Raw genomic sequence first — 19,007 nt, forward strand, 5'->3', positions numbered from 1 at the left:
CATCGGACCCGGAATTCCATGCGGTCGCGCTCGGCCGCGGGTCTCTACGCGGCCGCCGTGGTGCTCGTGCTGGTCGTGTTACCGGGTTCGCTGCCGGCCGGGAGAGGTCCCGGGGGCGCGGGATGATCCGATCGGCGGGACTCATGGGTCCGGGCCGCTGCTGATGCGGCAAGCGGCCCGGTGCTTCGAGTGTGCGCTTTCACGGACCTCCTTCCACAGAGACACTGTGGTGAGGCTGTCCTGCTGCCTCGTTGTTGCCGCCTACCCCCTTCGTGGCCTTTTAACACCTTTTCGCATGAGTCGCTGAGGATGGGGCCGAACCGGTGTCTCAGTGCCCCCTCCGGAGCCGCAGACCGGCGTACACCACGGCCGCCGCCACCAGGGCCGCCGCGACGCCCACGGCCACCCGCTTGGCCACCGGCACCCCCGCCGTGCGGAACAGGTCGAGCGGCTCGGTCTCCTCCGGCTCCTCCTGCATCGGCGGCAGTGCCGGTTCGCCCAGCCGCTGGGACAGGCACTCGGCGAACTGGCCGATGATCCGGTCGCCCACCTCCGACATCACCCCGCGCCCGAACTGCGCCGGGCGCCCGGTCACCGTCAGCTCGGTGCGCACCGACACGGCCGTGCCGCCGTCGCGCTCGGCCAGGGTGCTGGTGACCGTGGCCCGGGCGGTGCCCTGGCCGCGCGTCTCCCGGCCGCTGGCGATCAGCACCATGCGGTGCGCGGTGTCGTCCTGCTCCTCGAAGACGGCGGTGCCCTTGTAGGTCACGGTGATCGGCCCCACCTTCACCTTCACCGAGCCCGTGACCGTCTTCCCGTCGTACTCCTCGACACTCGCGCCGGGCATGCACGGTGCGATCCGCTCGACGTCCAGCAGCGTCCGCCAGGCGTCGTCGACCGGCACCGGCACGGTGAACTCGTGGTGCAGTTCCATGACTTCCTCCAGTGGGCGTTACGTCGACGGGTGGATCGTCCCCCCGGTCACCGTCAGCGGTGCGCCGCTGCCGCCCCAGCGCAGCGCGACGATCTCGGCGGCGACGGACACGGCGACCTCCTCGGGCGTGCGGGCGCCCAGGTCGAGGCCGACCGGGGAGCGCAGCCGGGAGAGCTCGGATTCGGTGAGCCCGGACTCGACCAGGCGCTTCATACGGTCGTCGTGCGTGCGGCGACTGCCCATCGCCCCGATGTAGGCAGCCGGCCGGCGCAGCGCCTCCTCCAGCAGCGGCACGTCGAACTTGGGGTCGTGGGTGAGCACGCAGATCACCGTGCGCTCGTCGGTGTCGGTGCCGCTCAGATAGCGGTGCGGCCAGTCGACGACCACCTCGACCGCGTCCGGGAAGCGTTTCGGCGTGGCGAAGACCGGGCGGGCGTCGCACACCGTGACCCGGTAGCCGAGGAAGCCGCCGATGCGGGCGACCGCGGCCGCGTAGTCGATGGCGCCGAAGACGAGCATGCGCGGGGGAGGGGCGAAGGAGTGCAGGAAGACGGTCACCGCGTCCTCGCGGCGTTCGCCGTGCGGGCCGTAGTGGCGCAACCCCGTGGCACCGAGGGCGAGTTCACCGCGCGCGTCGGCGGTGACCGCCACGTCCAGGCCGATCGAGCCCAGGGTGCCGGACACCTCGTCGGGCCAGACGGCGAGGGTGGCCCCGACGCGGGCGGGTCCGTCCGTCACCGTCGCCACGGTCACCGGCCGGCCCGCCGCGACCGACTCGGCGACGGCGGCGAAGCCCGGGTCGGAATCTCGGGTGACGGGCCGCACCAGCAGGGTGATCTCGCCACCGCAGGTGAGCCCCACGGCGAACGCGTCCTCGTCGCTGTAGCCGAAGGTCTCCAGCCGGGCCCGCCCGCTCTCCACGACCTCCTTGGCGAGCTCGAAGACCGCGCCTTCCACGCAGCCCCCGGACACGCTGCCCACGGCCTCGTCACCCGGCCCCACCGCCATCGCCGCCCCGGGGTCGCGCGGCGCGCTGCGGCTGACCGCGACGACCGTCGCGAGCCCGAACGGCTGACCGGCCGCGTACCACTCGCCGAGCGCCGGGAGGATGTCACGCACGATCCGCTCCTTCCACCAGGTCCGCGGCCGGCCGCTCGAGCGCCGGGAAGTTGTCACGCACGACCGGCTCCTTCCACGAGGTCCGCCGCCGCGCCCCCGCGCACCACCGCGGCCGGCCGCTCCAGCGCCGGGAAGTTGTCACGCACGACCGGCTCCTTCCACGAGGTCCGCCGCCGCGCCCCCGCGCACCACCGCGGCCAGCCGCTCCAGCGCCGCGAGGCTGTGCCCCTCGACGAACGCGTCCACGCTCGGCAGCGCCGCCGCCATCCCGGCCGCCAGCGGTGCGTAACCGGGCCGCGCCTTGCGGGGGTTGGCCCAGATCACCCGGTGTGTCAGCCGGTGCAGACGGCGCATCTGGGCGCCGAGCAGCTCGGGATCGCCGCGCTCCCACCCGTCCGAGAGGATCACCACTACCGCCCCGCGCGCCATGCCCCGCTGCCCCCACCGGTCGAGGAACTCGCGCAGCAGCTCCCCGAGCCGGGTGCCGCCGCGCCAGTCGGGCACGGCCGCCGCGAGCGCCGCCATCGCCAGATCGGGGTCCCGGTGGGAGAGTTCGCGGGTCACCCGGGTCAGCCGGGTGCCGATCGTGAAGACCTCCGTCGGGGCGCCGCGGGCCGCCGCGTGCGCGAAGCGCAGCAGCGCGTCCGCGTACGGCGTCATCGAACCGCTGACGTCCACGAGCAGGACGATCCTCCGGGGCCGCTCGGCGCGCGCGTGCCGCCGCAGCCGGGCCGGCTCCCCGCCGCGCCGCAGGAGCTCGCGCACCGTCCGGTGCGGATCGACCGGCCCGCGCCTGGCCGGCCGCCGGCGCGCGCTGCGGCGGGTCTCGCCGCGCAGCGTGAACGCGGCCAGCAGGCGGCGCAGTTGCTCGCGCTCGACGGCGCTGAGACCGCCGACGTCGCGATGGCGCAGGACCTCCGTGGAGCTGGCCAGGGTGGCCGTGGGCGGCCCTTCGTGCCGTTCCCGCCGGGCGCCCGGACGCGGCACGGGGCCCTCCCGGGTGAGCAGCCGCAGCCGTGGCCGGGGGGCGGCGGCGACCGCGCTGCCGGCGGGCTCGGCGGAGCCGAAGTAGGCGGCGAACACCCGCTCGTACCGCTCCAGGTCGTCACGCCCCCCGCACAACGTCAGCCGCCCCGCCCAGTACATGTCGGCCCGCATCCCCGGCCGCAACTGGTCCACCGCCCGCAGATAGGCATGCACCCGCTCGGCACTGGCGTCGACACCGGCGGCCCGCAGCGCCCGGGCGAACCCGAGAAGAGCGGCGTCACCGCCGGGCGGCCGTGACGAGCTGCCGCCCTCGTGAGGGGTGTCGCCGCGGTGGGGCCGCGCCCGCGGGGCGACCTTCCCACGGCGAGGCGCAGCGGCTGTCCCGCTCTCCGTTCCGGGTGCGGGGGAGACTTCGGCGCGACCGTCGCGAACGCCCTCGCGCCCCGGTGCGCCACCCGCCTCCCGGCGCCCGCTTCCCTCCTCCTGCCCGCTGCCGGCCATCGTGTTCACGCCCCCCGCGCCGCGAGCACCGCCGCCAGGTCCAGGTTTCTCGCCCGGTCCGCGTCCTCGCGGTACTTCAGCACCGAACCCAGGGTCGCGACCGCCAGTTCCGCGTCGACCTCGTCGGCGCCGAGGGCGTCCAGGGCCTGGGCCCAGTCGAGGGTCTCGGCCACGCCGGGGGGTTTGAGGAGGTCCTGGGCACGCAGCGCCTGCACCATCGCGGTCACCTGTTCCGCCAGCCGGGCCGAGACGCCGGGCAACCGGCGCCGTACGATGGCCAGTTCGCGGGCGAAGCCGGGGTGGTCGAACCAGTGGTACAGGCAGCGCCGCTTGAGGGCGTCGTGCACCTCGCGGGTGCGGTTGGAGGTCAGCACGACCACCGGCGGCACCTCGGCGCGCAGCGTGCCCAGCTCCGGGATCGTCACCGAGAACTCCGACAGCAGCTCGAGCAGGAACGCCTCGAACTCGTCGTCGGCCCGGTCGATCTCGTCGACCAGCAGCACCGACGGCTGCGTCTCCAGGGCCTTCAGCAGCGGCCGGGCGACCAGGAAGCGCCGGTCGTACAGCTCGCCCTCCAGCCGCTCGGCGTCCTGCACCCCGGCGGCCTCCGCGGCGCGCAGGTGCAGCAGCTGACGCGGGAAGTCCCAGTCGTAAAGGGCCTGCGAGGCGTCAATGCCCTCATGGCACTGCAGCCGGATCAGGGGCGCGCCGAGCGCCTCGGCGAGGGCGGAGGCGAGCGCGGTCTTGCCGACGCCCGCGTCGCCCTCGCAGAAGATCGGCCGGTGCAGCCGGAGCGCCAGGAAACAGGCGATGGCCAGTCCGTCGTCGACGAGGTAGCCCGTCTCCTCCAGCCTGGCCCGCACCCGCTCCGGGCCGCTCAGGCCGTGCGTGTGCGTGATCTGTCCTCACCCCATTCCGGCCGCCGCGAGCACCGCCCGCCGGGTGAGCACCCGGGTCAGGTGTTCCCGGTACTCGGGCGTGGCCGACGCGTCCTGCGACGCACGGGTGCCCTCCGCCGCCGACTCCGCGGCCCGTGCGACGGCCTCCGCGTCCCCGGCGCCGGTCAGCGCCTGCTCGGTCGCGGTGGCCCGCAGCGGGACCGCGGCCATGTTGGTCAGGCCGATCCGCGCCTCGGCGATGTGCCCGTCGTCGCGCCGCACCAGCGCGGCCACGCCGACCATCGCCCAGGACTGCGAGACCCGGTGGAACTTCTCGTAGTGGAAGCCCCAGCCGTCCGACTTCGGCAGCCGCACCTCCACCAGGAGTTCGTCCGGTTCGAGCGAGGACTGCAGGTAGTCGACGAAGAAGTCGCGCGCCGCGATCGTCCGCCGCCCCCGCGGCCCCTGCGCCACCAGTTCGCCGTCCAGCGCCAGCACCACCGCGGGCAGGTCGCCGGCCGGGTCGGCATGGGCGAGCGAGCCGGCGAGGGTGCCCCGGTGCCGTACCGCGGGATCCGCGACGGTCGCGGTGGCGGCCGCCAGCAGACCGGCGTGGCGGCGCACCAGCGGGTCGTGGACGACGTCGTGGTGCGTGGTCATCGCGCCGATGACCAGCCTGTCGCCGTCCTCCCGCACGCCGCGCAGCCCGGGGATGCGGCCGACGTCCACGACCAGCTCGGGGAAGGCCAGCCTGAGCCTCAGCAGCGGCAGCAGGCTCTGCCCGCCGGCCAGCACCTTCGCGTCCTCGCCGGCGCCGGCGAGCGCGCGCACCGCCTCGTCGACGCTCGTCGGCCGGACGTAGTCGAATGCCGGAGGGATCATGCGGAGGCCTCCTTCTGGGACCGGACCGCCCGCCACACCCGCTCGGGGGTGCACGGCATCCGGATGTCGTTGACGCCGAAGGGCCGCAGCGCGTCCACGATCGCGTTGACCACGGCCGGGGTCGACGCGATGGTGCCCGCCTCGCCGACGCCCTTGACCCCGAGGGGGTTCGTGGTGGACGGCGTCTCGGTCCGCTCGGTGGTGAACTCGGGCAGGTCCGGCGCCGACGGCACGAGGTAGTCGGCCATCGTGCCGGAGACCAGGTTGCCCTCGTCGTCGTAGACCGCCTCCTCGTACAGGGCCTGCGCGATGCCCTGCGCGAGCCCGCCGTGCACCTGTCCCTCGACGATGGTCGGATTGACGACCTTGCCGACGTCGTCGACGCAGACGTACGACCTGATCCGGGTCTGCCCGGTCTCGGTGTCGACCTCGACGGCGCACAGGTGGGTGCCGTGCGGATAGGAGAAGTTCTCCGGATCGAGCAGGTGCTCGGCGTTGATGCTCGGCTCCAGGCCGTCCGGCAGATCGTGCGAGGTGAACGTCTCGAAGGCGATCTCCTGGATGGTCTTGCGGGCGTCCGGGGAGCCCTTCACGGAGAACACCCCGCCGGAGAACTCCAGGTCCTGCTCGCTCGCCTCCAGCAGGTGCGCGGCGATCTTCCGGGCCTTGTCGACCACCTTCACCGCGGCGTGGTGCACCGCTGATCCGCCCACCACGAGCGAGCGCGAGCCGTAGGTGTCCATGCCCTGCGGGGACGCCTTGGTGTCGCCGTGCACGACCTCGACGTCCTCGAAGGGCACGCCCAGCACGTCGGCGGCGATCTGGCTCCAGCTGGTCACATGGCCCTGGCCGTGCGGGCTGGTGCCGGTGATGACCTCGACCTTGCCGGTGGGCAGCATCCGGATGCTCGCCGCCTCCCAGCCGCCGGCCGCGTACCTCAGGTCGCGCAGCACCCGGCTCGGCGCCAGGCCGCACATCTCGGTGTACGTCGACACACCGATGCCGAGCCGTACGGTGTCGCCCCGGCTGTTGCGGTCGGCCTGCTCGGCGCGGAGCTTGTCGTAGTCGAACAGCGCGAGCGCCTTCTCGGTGGCCGCCTCGTAGTTGCCGGTGTCGTAGGTCAGGCCGGCGATCGAGGTGTACGGGAACTCCTCGTGCCCGATCCAGTTCCGGCGCCGCAACTCGACCGGGTCCAGGCCGAGTTCGTGCGCGAGCTCGTCCATGATCCGTTCGATGGCGTACGTCGCCTCCGGTCGCCCGGCGCCCCGGTAGGCGTCGGTCGGCGTCCGGGTCGTGAAGACGCCGGTGCAGGTGAAGTCGTAGGAGTCCATCTTGTAGATCGCCGGGTACATGAAGGCGCCGAGGATCGGGATGCCCGGGGTGACGAGCATCAGGTAGGCGCCCATGTCGGTCAGCAGGTCGACCTTGAGGCCCAGCAGCTTGCCGTCCCGGTTCGCGGCGATCTCGATGTCCTGGATCATGCCGCGGCCGTGGTGGGTGGCCAGGTAGCCCTCGGAGCGGGACTCGGTCCACTTCACGGGGCGGCCGATCCTGCGGGCGACCGCGAGCGCGAGGGCCTCCTCGCCGTACACCTGGAGCTTGGAGCCGAAGCCGCCGCCGACGTCGGGGGCGATGACGCGGATCTTGTGCTCGGGGATGCCGGTGACCACCGCCATCATCACCCGCAGGATGTGCGGGATCTGCGTCGCCGAGTACAGCGTGTACTCCCCGGAGGCGGCGAGCGGGGTGACGACGACCGCGCGCGGCTCCATCGCGTTGGGGATGAGCCGCTGCTGGACGTAGCGGCGCTTGACGGTCACCTCGGCGCGCCGGCGCACGGTGTCGAAGTCCTCGCCGGTCTTGAGCGGCCAGACGTAGCAGCGGTTGGTGCCCTTGTCGGAGTGGACCAGCGGGGAGTCGTCCGCGAGTGCGGCCTCCAGGTCCAGGACCGGCGGCAGCGGATCGTAGTCGACCTCGATGGCCTCCAGGGCGTCGGCGGCCGCGTACCGGTCGCGGGCCACGACGAGGGCCACCGGGTCGCCGGCGTGGCGCACCTCGTCGACGGCCATGGGCGGGTGGTCGGGCAGCACGATGTCCTCGGTCACCGGCCACGCGCACGGCAGCGAGCCCAGTCCCTCGGCGAGGTCGGCTCCGCTGAACGCGGCCACGACACCGGGGCGTTCGAGCGCGGGGGAGACGTCGACGCGGGTGATGCGGGCGTGGGCCATCGGGCTGCGCAGGATCGCCATGTGCAGCAGGCCGTTGACACTGATGTTGTCGGTCCAGTTGGTCTGGCCGGTGATCAGCCGGGCGTCCTCCTTGCGGGGCCGGGCGCGGCCGACCTCTCCCTGCACGGCCTGGTCGGTCATGCCGGGACCTCCTCTTCGGACACGGCCTGCACGGCCCGCACGATGTTCTGGTAGCCGGTGCACCGGCAGAGGTTGCCCTCCAGGGCGTGCCGGATCTCGTCCGTGGTGGGGTGCGGGTGCTCGCGCAGCAGGTCGCGGGCGGCCATCAGCATCCCCGGGGTGCAGTAGCCGCACTGCAGGGCGTGCTTCTCGTGGAAGGCCCGCTGCAGGGCGGTCAGCTCGCCGTCGCGGGCCAGGCCCTCGACCGTCGTCACCTCGCTGCCGTCGGCCTGGACGGCGAGCACCGAGCAGCTCTTGACGCTGACGCCGTCCAGCTCGATGGTGCACGCCCCGCAGTTGGAGGTGTCGCAGCCGATCGGGGTGCCGGTCAGGCCGAGACGGTCGCGCAGGTAGTGGACGAGCAGGAGGCGGGGCTCCACGTCGTCCTCGTACGTCGTGCCGTCCACCTTCACCGAGATGTGGGTCATGTGCCCTCCAGGGACTGAGCGGGCCGAGTGAGGGGATCAAGGGGAAACAGCGCCTGATCGTGATGTACGTCACTCTATGACCGCACGCGTGACCCGGCGAGTGCTCCGGCGGGGTTCGTTGAGCGTTAATCCATTGCCGCGGCCGTCCCGGCTCTGCTGCACTCGTGGGGACCCGTCGTTCCCTCACGAGGAGCACTCATGCGCACTGCGTCCATGTCCACCCAGGAAGGAATCCCTCCCATGACGAAGGACATGACGCTCGGTGCATCTGCTCAACCTCGGAATCCTCGCGCACGTAGACGCCGGTAAGACCAGCCTCACCGAGAGGCTGCTGCACTCGGTCGGGGTGATCGACGAGATCGGCAGCGTCGATCACGGCAGCACCCGGACCGACACCCTCGCGCTGGAGCGGCAGCGCGGCATCACCATCAAGTCCGCCGTCGTCTCGTTCCCGGTCGACGGCGTCACGGTCAACCTCATCGACACCCCCGGCCACCCGGACTTCATCGCCGAGGTGGAGCGCGTGCTCGGCGTGCTCGACGGCGCCGTGCTGGTCGTCTCGGCCGTCGAGGGCGTCCAGGCGCAGACCCGCGTTCTGATGCGGACCCTGCAACGGCTGCGCATCCCGACCCTGCTGTTCGTCAACAAGATCGACCGCCGCGGGGCCCGCTACGAGGGTGTCCTGCGCGCGATCCGGGAGCGGCTGACGCAGGCGATCGTGCCGATGGGCGTGGCCCACGGGCTCGGCACGCCCGGGGCGCGCTTCGACGCGGGGCTCGGGGCGGAGGCGGCGGATGTGCTCGCCGACCATGACGAGAAGCTGCTGGAGGAGTACGTCGAGCACGGTGGTATGTCACCTTCCGCCGTCCGCGCGGCCCTCGCCGCCCAGTCCCGCTCCGCCCTCGTCCACCCCGTCTACTTCGGCTCCGCCATCACCGGCGCGGGCGTCGACGCCCTGATCACGGGCGTCCGGGACCTGCTGCCGCCGGCCGGCGGCGACCCCGACGGGCCGGTCTCGGGCACCGTCTTCAAGGTCGAGCGGGGTCCGGCGGGGGAGAAGGTGGCGTACGCCCGGATGTTCTCCGGCACCCTGCGCACCCGCGACCGCGTCCCCTTCGGAGAGGACCGCGGGAACGGCATGGGCCGCAAAGGCGACGCGGGCCGCAAGGGCGGCACGGGCCGCGGGGAGGGCCGGGTCACCGCGATCAGCGTCTTCGACCGCGGCACGGACGTCCGTGACGACGCCGTCCCGGCCGGCCGGATCGCCCGGCTGTGGGGGCTGGCCGACGTCAGGATCGGCGACGCGCTCGGCGAACCCCGCAAGGCCCACGAGCACTTCTTCGCACCGCCGACCCTGGAGACGGTCGTCGTGCCGGGGCCCGGTGTGGACCCGCGCCGGCTCCACGCCGCCCTCACCCAGCTCGCCGAACAGGACCCGCTGATCGGCCTGCGCCACGACCAGGTGCGCCAGGAAATGTCGGTGTCCCTCTACGGCGAGGTGCAGAAGGAGGTCGTCCAGGCCACCCTGGCCGACGAGTTCGGGCTCGAGGTCGACTTCCGCGAGACCACGGTCATCTGCGTCGAGCGGCCGGCCGGCACGGGAGCGGCGGTCGAGTTCAACAAGAAGGGCGACAACCCCTTCCTCGCCACCGTCGGACTGCGCGTGGAGCCCGCCCCGACCGGCTCCGGCGTCGACTTCCGGCTGGAGGTGGAGCTCGGCTCCATGCCCTACGCCTTCTTCAAGGCCGTCGAGGACACCGTCCGCGAGACCCTCGGGCAGGGTCTGCACGGCTGGCAGGTCGACGACTGCACCGTCACCATGACCCACTGCGGCTACTCGCCCCGGCAGAGCCACGCCCACCAGGGCTTCGACAAGAGCATGTCGAGCACCGGCGCCGACTTCCGCGGGCTGACCCCGCTCGTCCTGATGGCGGCGCTGCGGCGGGCCGGCACCCGCGTCCACGAGCCGATGCACCGCTTCCGGATCGAGGCCCCGGCCGACACCCTGGGCGCCCTGCTGCCGGCGCTGGCCGCCCTGCGGGCCGTGCCCCGCACGACCGAGACGCGGGGGACGAGCTGTGTGCTGGAGGGCGAGGTCCCGGCCGGACAGGTGCACGCGCTCGGGCGCCGGCTGCCCGGACTGACGCGCGGGGAGGGCGAGTTGGAGACCGCCTTCGACCACTACGCACCGATCGCCTACGGAACCGTTCCGGAACGTCCGCGCACCGACCACAACCCCCTCAACCGCAGGGAGTACCTGTTGAACGTGACGCGTCGAGTGGGCGGTTGAGGTGGCTGGGAAAGGACGTACGAGGAAAACCTGAAACTTACTCAAGAGTCAGAAGTATTGACGGTGTCCGGAAATGGCCAGACTGTAGTGGACATGCCGAATATCCGGACGCGTCTGCTCGTTGTCCTGGTTGTCCTCTTCGGATCTCTGGCGGTGACGGGCGCCCCGTCCGCCACCGCCGCCACCCTCCCCGACTCCCTGTGGTTCGACGAGTCCCCTCTGACCGTGCAGAACGGCCGGTTCGTCGACGGAAACGGCCGTGAGGTCGTGCTGCGCGGCTACAACGTCTCCGGTGAGACCAAGCTGGAGGAGAACAGCGGCCTGCCCTTCGCCTCGGTCGCCGACGCCAGGAAGTCGGCGACCGCGCTTCGCGCCCTCGGCGGCGGCAACTCCGTCCGCTTCCTGCTGTCCTGGGCGCACGCGGAGCCCACCCGGGGCACGGTCGACGCGGCCTACCTGGCCGCCGCCACCGACCAGATGCGGGCCTTCCTCGACGCCGGCATCCGCGTCTACCCCGACTTCCACCAGGACCTCTACTCCCGATACCTGTTCAACTCGGGCAGCTGGTACACGGGTGACGGAGCTCCCAAGTGGGCCGTCGCGCTCGGGAGTTATCCGCAGGAGTCGTGCGGCATCTGCCTGTTCTGGGGGCAGAACATCACCCAGAACCAGGCCGTGACGAAGGCGCAGTACGACTTCTGGCACAACGCCTACGGCCTGCAGGACTCCTTCCTGGACACCGCCCAGAAGACCATGGCCTACGTCCAACAGCACCTCAGCGGCGCGGAGTTCGCGGGCGTCGTCGGCTTCGACCCCTACAACGAGCCGTACGCCGGCAGCTATGACTCGGGCCAGACCAGCCGCACCTGGGAACGGGACCTGCTGTGGCCCTTCTACCAGAAGTTCCGCGCCCGGATGGACGCGGCCGGCTGGCAGGACAAGCCCGCCTTCGTCGAGCCGAACCTCTTCTGGAACTCCAACATCGACTCCCAGAAACAGGAGGGCGGCCTGCTCGACGCGGGCACGCTCGGCTCGCGGTACGTCTTCAACACCCACTTCTACGACCAGAAGGCCATCTCCGGCATCCTGATGTGGGGCAACGCCTCCGACGGGCAGTACGCGAGCGACTTCGGCACGGTCCGCGACCGCGCCTCGGCCGCGGGGACCGCCGCCGTGGTCAGCGAGTTCGGCCATCCGCTGTCGGGATCGACCGCCGGGAAGTCCCCGAGCGTCGACAAGGCGATGTACCAGGCCCTCGACTCCCGCCTGCCGGGCTCGCGTTGGTGGAGCAGCCCGTCCGCGTCCGGTCCGGTGCTCTCCGGCGACCAGTGGCAGTGGGACATCTACAACGGCCGCCACCACGAGCTGATGAACGGCAACCCCGACAAGGTGCAGACCTCCGGCGACGGCTGGAACGACGAGGACCTCTCGGTCGTGAAGCTCGACGACGCGGGCGCGGTGACGCTCCGTCAGGATGCCCGGCTCCTCGACCGCGTCTACCCCGGCGCCACAGCCGGCGCGACACTCGCCTTCACCTACGAGGACCGCTCCCGCGACGGTTCGACGACCCTGACCTGGAACCCTGTGCCCGGTTCACTGCCGAACACGGCCCAGCTGGTGGGCTCCGGCCAGTACGGACTGCTCGTGTGGAGGTCGGGCAGCGGCTCGGCGCCCACCGAACTGCACCTGCCCGCCTCCTTCCCGACCGCCGGTACCACCGTCGTCTCCGACCTCGGCACGGTCTACGGACCACCGGCGTACACGGCCTCGACCCCGGTCGCTGCGGCCCCCGAACCGGGCGGCACGGGCAGCCGGCGACTGCTGCTCACCGACTCGGACTCCGGCGTCCTGCACTACGCGCTGGTCACCAACGGGGCGACGGCACCGTCGGCGACCCTGCTGGCCGCGGCGAAGTCCGAACTGGCGTCCTGGGCGGCGGCGCACTTCTGACCGGCCCGCCCGGGCGGGCGGCGGACGGAGACCCTCAGCCGGGACCTTCTCCGCCATGTCCGCCCGCGAGGCCGCCCCGGGACCGGCTCGGCCCGTGCGACGGCGCCGGACCCCGTGGTCCGGCGCCGTCGGTGAGCGGTCAGCTCGCGGACGGTCCTGTCCAGTCGGCCTGCACATGGCCCAGCCGCACACGCTGCGGGTGGTCGCCGACTGCGACGGAGGTGACCTTCTGGCCGGTGGCGAAGTCGATCGCCGTGACCTGGTCGGCGCCGCTCTCGGAGATGATGCAGTCCTTGCCGTCACCGCTGACGGTCGCCCAGTACGGGGTCGACGCCGTCACGAGCGGGCCCTCCTGGAGCGTGGCCCGGTCGACGACGGTGGCGTAGTTGTCCATCGTCCCGGCGACGCACAGCTTGGTGCCGTCGGGGCTCATCGAGATGCCGTGGTGGCGCGAGTCCAGCAGCCAGGTGGTGCGGTCGGTGCTGGTCGCCGGGTTCGCCGGCAGCGTCTTGACCCGGGTGATCTTGTCGGAGGCGATGTCGTACTCCAGGAAGCCGTTGAAGAACGACACCTGGAAGTACATCTTCGACCAGTCGGGGGTGAACGCGGCCGGGCGGACCGCGTCGGAGAAGTTCTTCAGACCGATCGCGTCCAGCCGGTCGCGCATGTCGATGGTCTTGACGGTCTTGTACGTGGTCGCGTCGACGACGGTGATGTGACGGTCGCCTTTGGTCCAGTCCGCCGACGGGTCGTCGAGGGACGTGGTGACCTCGCCGATCGACATGTTCCAGATGTACTTGCCGCCGTTGGTGAAGACGTTCTCGTGCGGCTTGTCCCCGGTGTCGAACTCACCCAGTTCCTTGCCGGTGTTGATGTCCAGCACCTGCACCTTGTCGGCGGTGGACGCGGAGACCGCGACCCGGGTGCCGTCGGGGGAGACAGCCATGTGGTCGGCGCGGTAACCGGCCACCGGGAAACGCCAGTTGATCTTGTCGGTGGCCAGGTCGATGGAGACGACGTCCGCGAAGCTGGGGCGGGAGACGACCACCGACCTGCCGTCCGGAGTGGAGTACATGTCGTCGACGTACTGGTCGTGCCCCTGTCCGACCTGGTTGCGGATGGCCGTGTAGTAGATCCACTTGATGGGGTCGGCGTTGATCTCGGCGATGCGCTGCGCCTTGTCGGGGACGACGTTGATCTCCCCGACCTTGGCGAAGTCGCCGGAGGACTTCAGGACGCTGGCGGTGCCGTCCCAGTTGTTGCCCACGAACAGCACCTCGCGCAGCGCCGCGGACGAGTCCGCGGTGGCGGCGGTCGCGGGCACGGAGACGGTCAGGGCGAGGGCGGCGGCTACGGAGCAAAAGTGCCTGGATCTGAGGGCAGGCATGGCTGCTCCCTCCTCTGGAAGACGTGGCGACAGGGGCATGCCAAATGGCAACGGCTCGCGGAATCTGAAAACGGTGGCGTTCAGACTCTTACTTACTGGAAAGTAAGGAAGGGGTGGCCTTCTCCACAAGACTGCGTACACGACAAAATCGAGGGATCACGCAAAAGGGGAGGTCCCGTGACGGGGAGGCTCAAGGCGCCGACCGGCCGGTACGGCGGCAAGACCGCCGCTCAGCGGCAGGCCGAGCGGCGCGGCAGATTCCTGGACGCCGCCCTCGAACTGTTCGGCGCCGACCCCGGATACCGGGCCACGACGGTGGCGGCGCTGAGCGAGGCCGCCGGACTGTCCACCCGCCAGTTCTACGAGGAATTCCGCACCCTGGAGGACGTACTGGCCGCCCTCCACCTGCAGGTCAACGGTTGGGCCGAGGAGGCCGTACTGGCCGCGCTGGCCGAGGCCCCGGACCGTACGATCGGCGAGCGCGTGACCGCGATCTTCCGCGCCTACGCCGCGAACATCACCAGCGACCCCCGCCGGATCCGGATCGCCTTCGTCGAGATCATCGGCGTCAGCCCACGCATGGAGGAGCAGCGTCTGGCCCGCCGCGCCCACTGGGTCGACCTCATCTGTGCCGAGGCCGAGACGCTGGCCGCACGCGGCGAGGCGGCCCCGCGCGACTACCGCCTCGCCGCGACGGCCTTCATCGGCAGCGTCAACGGCCTGCTGCACGACTGGAGCGCGGGGTGGGTGGACGCGACGCTGGACGAGGTCGTCGACGAGTTGGTACGGCAGTTGCTGGGGATTCTGCGGCCGCCGGGCTGGGAGCCCGCCGCCGGGTGAGGCGCGGGCCCCGGAGCGGCACGGGTCCCTATCCGCCCGCTCGGCCCATCGCCTCCAGCACCGGCGTCACCCCGTCCTCCACCCGGATCCGAGCGCCCAGCGCCGCCGCGCGGCGAGCGAAGGCCGGGTCGCGCGTGGCCCGCGTCAGGGCCGCTGCCAGGGAGTCGGCGGTCAGTGCGCGCAGCGGCAGGGCACGGGGAGCCACGCCCAGGTGCACCAGCCGTGCCGCCCAGAAACCCTCGTCGAACTGGACCGGCACCGGCACGGCCGGCACCCCGGCGCGCAGCCCCGCCGCAGTAGTGCCCGCCCCCGCGTGATGGACGACGGCGGCCATACGGGGGAAGAGCGCGGAGTGCGGCACCTCGTCGATCGTCAGCACGTCGTCGCCCGAGACTTCGAGCTCGGCCCAGCCGCGCTGGACGACGCCCCGCAGCCCGGCCCGCCGCAGGGCTCGTACGACGGCGGCACTGAGCCGCGTGGGATCGGGCACGGTCGCGCTGCCCAGGCCGACGTACACCGGGGGCGGCCCCGCGTCGAGGAAGTCCCGCAGCGCCGAAGGGAGTCGGGTGTCGCCGTCGTACGGCCACCAGTAGCCGGTCACCTCCGCGCCGGCCGGCCAGTCGCCCGGTCGCGGCACCACCAGCGGGCTGAAGCCGTGCAGCGCCGGCCGCCGCTGCCGTTCCCGCCGTGCGGTCGTCCTGCGGGTGTCGGGCAGGCCGAGGCGTTGCCGGGCCGCCGGCACCGCGCCCGCGAAGACGTACTCCAGTGCCCGTTCCAGCCCGTGCCCCGCGATCCGGTTGCCCAGCGGTCCCAGCGAGCGGCCGCCCAGCATCGGCGGGCCGAACTCGCGCGTGGGGAGCAGCGGTTGGAGCGGCACGTCCAGGCAGGGCAGGGAGAGGCCTTCGGCGACGGTGTGCCCGAGCGGCCCCACCGAGCCGGACAGCAGCAGCATGTCGCTCGACCGGGCTGCCGCCACGAGGTCGTCCGTCATCCGTCCCGCCGGCGTCCGGGCCATCGCGGCCACCCGCACCAACTTGCCCACTCCGGTCGCGCTGCGATGCAGTCCGCGCCCGCGGGAGGACTCCAACTCCGCCCGCGGATCGACCGGCAGGGGGTGGAAGCGCACGCCCGATCCCGCGACGAGCGGTTCGAACCGGGCGTGCGTGACCAGCGTGACCTCGTGCCCGGCGCGAAGAAGCGCGTGCCCGAGTCCGGTGTAGGGGGCCACGTCACCCCGGGAGCCCGCCGTCATGATCGCTACACGCACGACGGCCAGTATGGCTCCGGCGGGCGGGGTTCGGGCCGAACAACCGCGCCGCGTGCGCCACTTCGCACCTGTCACGGCCGTTGACTTCCCCGCATCCGGAGCCCTACGTTCAGCCGAGCCTGTTCGAGTAATCGATCTGTGTTCGGAATCTCGGACGATTGCCCTCTCGGGGCCCGTCCCGCTGAAGGAGCCGCATGTATCCCCCACCGCGCACGCCGGTGCGGCGTCTCAGAGCCGCCGCCGCACGCCTCCTCGCACTCGCCCTGACGGCGACCGCCGCCCTGCTGTTCGCCGCGCCCGCCCCCGCACAGGCGGCGACGAGCCGTCAGACAGCGGTGCCCACCGCCCCGATGGGCTGGGCGTCCTGGAACAGCTTCGCCGCCAAAATCGACTACAGCGTCATCAAGCAGCAGGTGGACGCCTTCGTCGCCGCGGGCCTGCCGGCGGCCGGGTACAAGTACATCAACATCGACGAGGGCTGGTGGCAGGGCACCCGCGACAGCTCCGGCGACATCACCGTCGACACGAGCGAGTGGCCCGGCGGCATGAGCGCCATCGCCGACTACATCCACAGCAAGGGCCTCAAGGCCGGCATCTACACCGACGCCGGCAAGAACGGCTGCGGCTACTACTACCCGACCGGCCGTCCGGCCGCGCCGAACACCGGCAGCGAGGGCCACTACGACCAGGACATGCTGCAGTTCTCCAAGTGGGGCTTCGACTTCGTCAAGGTCGACTGGTGCGGCGGCGACGCCGAAGGACTCGACGCGGCGACGGCGTACCGGTCGATCAGCGACGCGGTGGCGAAGGCGTCGGCGACCACCGGCCGCCCGCTGACCCTCTCCGTCTGCAACTGGGGCAAGCAGAACCCCTGGAACTGGGCCCCGGGCCAGGCGCCGATGTGGCGCACCAGCACGGACATCATCTACTACGGCAACTCGCCGTCGATGACGAACCTGCTGTCCAACTTCGACCAGACCCTGCACCCGCTCGCGCAGCACACGGGCTACTACAACGACCCGGACATGCTGATGGTCGGCATGGACGGCTTCACCGCCGCGCAGAACCGCACCCACATGAACCTGTGGGCGATCTCCGGCGCACCCCTCCTCGCCGGCAACAACCTCGCCACGATGACGTCGGAGACCGCCGCCATCCTCAAGAACCCCGAGGTCATCGCCGTGGACCAGGACCCGCGCGGCCTCCAGGGCGTCAAGGTCGCCGAGGACGCCACCGGACTGCAGGTGTACGGCAAGGTCCTCGCCGGCACCGGCAACCGCGCCGTCGTCCTGCTCAACCGCACCTCGTCCGCGCAGAACATCACCGTCCGCTGGGCCGACCTGGGGCTGACCAGCGCGTCCGCGAAGGTGCGGGACCTGTGGGCGCGGGCGGACGTCGGCACGTACGGCACGGGCTACACCGCCAGTGTCCCGGCGGGCGGCTCGGTGATGCTCGGCGTCACCGGCGGCACGGAGGCGTCGAGCAGCACCTACACCGGCACGGCGAGCTTCTCCGGCGTGGCCGCCGGCAGCACCGGCGTGAAGGTCGTGGACGTCGCATACACCAACGACACGTCCACGGCCCGCACCGCCACCCTCAAAGTCGACGGACAGGGCGCCACGACGGTGTCCTTCCCGCCCACCGGCTCCTCGCAGGGCACCGTCTCCGTCATGGTCGGCCTGGCGAAGGGCTCCTCGAACACCCTCGCCTTCTCCGGCGCACCGACGCTGTCCGACATCACGGTCCGCCCGCTGCCGAGAGCGAACGGCTCCCAGGTCGTCGGCAAGCAGTCCGGCCGCTGCCTCGACATCTACGACAACACGATCACCAACGGCACCCAGGCGGAGGTGTGGGACTGCAACGGCGGCCAGAACCAGGCCTGGACGTACACCTCCCGCAAGGAACTCGTCGTCTACGGCGACAAGTGCCTGGACGCCTACAACCTCGGCACGACCAACGGCACCAAGGTCGTGATCTGGGACTGCAACGGCCAGAGCAACCAGAAGTGGAACGTCAACGGCGACGGCACGATCACCAACGTCAACGCCGGGCTGTGCCTGGACGGGTACGACAACGGCACCGCGAACGGGACGTCGCTGGTCCTGTGGAGCTGCAACGGCGGCGACAACCAGAAGTGGACGCTGAACTAGGCCCGGCTACACGAGCGGCGCCACCAGCACGGTGACGGCCACGACCGCGGCGCACGCCAGCAGCCAGCCGGCCAGCAGGCGGCGCCGCAGACCGCGGTAGGCCTCCTCGTACTCGCCCCGCACCTCGCGGGCCCGCTCGGCCGTGTGCTCCCACGAGGCACGGGCGAGTACGAGGTACTCCGCCTCGAAACGCCGCTCCACCTCCTCCCGTTGGGCCCGGGTCAGCCAGTCGAAGGGGGCGCTGAAGCGCGCGGCGGCCGCGTGGCCGTCCCGGTGGACGGCGGCGATCAGCAGGTGCCCCTCGATCTCGTTGACCAGGACGCGCCCGTCCTCACCGCTCATGACGACGTCAACTCCCTCTCCACCGCCGCGACCTGGCCGTGGTGCAGGTCGAAGGCCGGGGACTCGCTGCGGATGCGGGGGAGTTGCACGAAGTTGTGCCGCGGCGGTGGGCAGGAGGTGGCCCACTCCAGCGAACGGCCGTAACCCCACGGGTCGTCCACCTCGACCTTCTCGCCGTACTTCGCCGTCTTCCAGACGTTGTAGAAGAAGGGCAGGAACGACATGCCCAGCAGGAACGAGAAGACCGACGACACCGTGTTGAGCGTGCTCAGTCCCTCGACCGCCAGATAGTCGGGAATACGACGCTGCATGCCCTCGGCGCCCAGCCAGTGCTGCACCAGGAACGTGCCGTGGAAACCGATGAACAGCGTCCAGAACGTGATCTTGCCGAGCCGTTCGTCGAGCATCCTGCCCGTGAACTTCGGCCACCAGAAATGGAATCCCGCGAACATCGCGAAGACGACCGTGCCGAAGACCACGTAGTGGAAATGCGCCACCACGAAATAGCTGTCCGAGATGTGGAAGTCGATCGGCGGAGAAGCGAGCATCACGCCGGTCAGGCCGCCGAAGGTGAAGGTGATGAGGAAGCCGGTCGCCCACAGCATCGGGGTCTCGAAGGACAGGGACCCCTTCCACATCGTGCC

General features: G+C 71.6%; 15 protein-coding genes. 4 read left to right on the plus strand and 11 right to left on the minus strand.

What is annotated here, in order from left to right:
* Positions 1-328: 328 nt before the first annotated feature.
* The 7 genes from ACIGDI_RS42855 to ACIGDI_RS42885 form a co-directional block, all read right to left on the minus strand.
* A complete protein-coding gene (locus tag ACIGDI_RS42855; RefSeq protein WP_399908328.1) occupies positions 329-934 on the minus strand; it encodes an SRPBCC family protein in 606 nt (201 codons plus the stop codon).
* A gap of 18 nt (positions 935-952) precedes the next feature.
* Entirely contained in the window at positions 953-2,053 is a 1,101-nt protein-coding gene (locus ACIGDI_RS42860) for an XdhC family protein (protein WP_399908330.1), read from the minus strand.
* Positions 2,054-2,191: 138 nt separating this feature from the next.
* On the minus strand, positions 2,192-3,550 hold the full coding sequence (locus ACIGDI_RS42865) for a VWA domain-containing protein (RefSeq protein ID WP_399908333.1): 1,359 nt from the start codon (positions 3,548-3,550) through the stop codon (positions 2,192-2,194).
* Complete coding sequence (locus ACIGDI_RS42870) at positions 3,547-4,404, minus strand: AAA family ATPase (RefSeq protein WP_399908335.1); 858 nt, start codon at positions 4,402-4,404, stop codon at positions 3,547-3,549. The genes ACIGDI_RS42865 and ACIGDI_RS42870 overlap by 4 nt, the downstream gene beginning before the upstream one ends.
* A gap of 42 nt (positions 4,405-4,446) precedes the next feature.
* Positions 4,447-5,301, minus strand: a complete 855-nt coding sequence (locus tag ACIGDI_RS42875) for an FAD binding domain-containing protein (protein ID WP_399908337.1) — start codon at positions 5,299-5,301, stop codon at positions 4,447-4,449.
* Positions 5,298-7,670: a xanthine dehydrogenase family protein molybdopterin-binding subunit gene (locus tag ACIGDI_RS42880; RefSeq protein WP_399908340.1), complete on the minus strand. Its 2,373-nt coding sequence runs from the start codon at positions 7,668-7,670 to the stop codon at positions 5,298-5,300. The genes ACIGDI_RS42875 and ACIGDI_RS42880 overlap by 4 nt, the downstream gene beginning before the upstream one ends.
* The gene (locus ACIGDI_RS42885; protein WP_390631074.1) at positions 7,667-8,137 is read right to left on the minus strand and encodes a (2Fe-2S)-binding protein; all 471 of its coding nucleotides are present in this window, start codon (positions 8,135-8,137) and stop codon (positions 7,667-7,669) included. The genes ACIGDI_RS42880 and ACIGDI_RS42885 overlap by 4 nt, the downstream gene beginning before the upstream one ends.
* Positions 8,138-8,399: 262 nt before the next feature.
* Here ACIGDI_RS42885 and ACIGDI_RS42890 point away from each other — a divergent pair, with 262 nt between their 5' ends.
* A complete protein-coding gene (locus ACIGDI_RS42890) occupies positions 8,400-10,427 on the plus strand; it encodes a GTP-binding protein (protein ID WP_399908342.1) in 2,028 nt (675 codons plus the stop codon).
* Between the two features lie 93 nt (positions 10,428-10,520).
* Positions 10,521-12,377: an endoglycosylceramidase gene (locus ACIGDI_RS42895; RefSeq protein ID WP_399908345.1), complete on the plus strand. Its 1,857-nt coding sequence runs from the start codon at positions 10,521-10,523 to the stop codon at positions 12,375-12,377.
* A gap of 139 nt (positions 12,378-12,516) precedes the next feature.
* Here ACIGDI_RS42895 and ACIGDI_RS42900 read toward each other — a convergent pair whose 3' ends face one another.
* The gene (locus ACIGDI_RS42900; protein WP_399908347.1) at positions 12,517-13,764 is read right to left on the minus strand and encodes a YncE family protein; all 1,248 of its coding nucleotides are present in this window, start codon (positions 13,762-13,764) and stop codon (positions 12,517-12,519) included.
* A gap of 177 nt (positions 13,765-13,941) precedes the next feature.
* On the opposite strand from ACIGDI_RS42900, the gene ACIGDI_RS42905 reads away from it, so the two are divergent.
* The gene (locus ACIGDI_RS42905) at positions 13,942-14,604 is read left to right on the plus strand and encodes a TetR/AcrR family transcriptional regulator (RefSeq protein ID WP_399908350.1); all 663 of its coding nucleotides are present in this window, start codon (positions 13,942-13,944) and stop codon (positions 14,602-14,604) included.
* A gap of 28 nt (positions 14,605-14,632) precedes the next feature.
* Here ACIGDI_RS42905 and ACIGDI_RS42910 read toward each other — a convergent pair whose 3' ends face one another.
* Entirely contained in the window at positions 14,633-15,856 is a 1,224-nt protein-coding gene (locus ACIGDI_RS42910) for a glycosyltransferase (protein WP_399908365.1), read from the minus strand.
* A 209-nt stretch (positions 15,857-16,065) separates the two neighbouring features.
* On the opposite strand from ACIGDI_RS42910, the gene ACIGDI_RS42915 reads away from it, so the two are divergent.
* A complete protein-coding gene (locus ACIGDI_RS42915) occupies positions 16,066-18,021 on the plus strand; it encodes a ricin-type beta-trefoil lectin domain protein (protein WP_399908352.1) in 1,956 nt (651 codons plus the stop codon).
* 6 nt (positions 18,022-18,027) lie between these two features.
* On the opposite strand, the gene ACIGDI_RS42920 is transcribed toward ACIGDI_RS42915, so the two are convergent.
* Entirely contained in the window at positions 18,028-18,363 is a 336-nt protein-coding gene (locus tag ACIGDI_RS42920; RefSeq protein ID WP_399908355.1) for a hypothetical protein, read from the minus strand.
* Positions 18,360-19,007 (minus strand): cbb3-type cytochrome c oxidase subunit I (locus tag ACIGDI_RS42925; RefSeq protein ID WP_399908357.1); only part of this gene is annotated, 648 nt, incomplete at its 5' end. The genes ACIGDI_RS42925 and ACIGDI_RS42920, both read right to left, overlap by 4 nt.

The sequence above is a fragment of the Streptomyces sp. NPDC085900 genome (genome assembly GCF_044540925.1).
Lineage (GTDB): Bacteria > Actinomycetota > Actinomycetes > Streptomycetales > Streptomycetaceae > Streptomyces > Streptomyces gilvifuscus.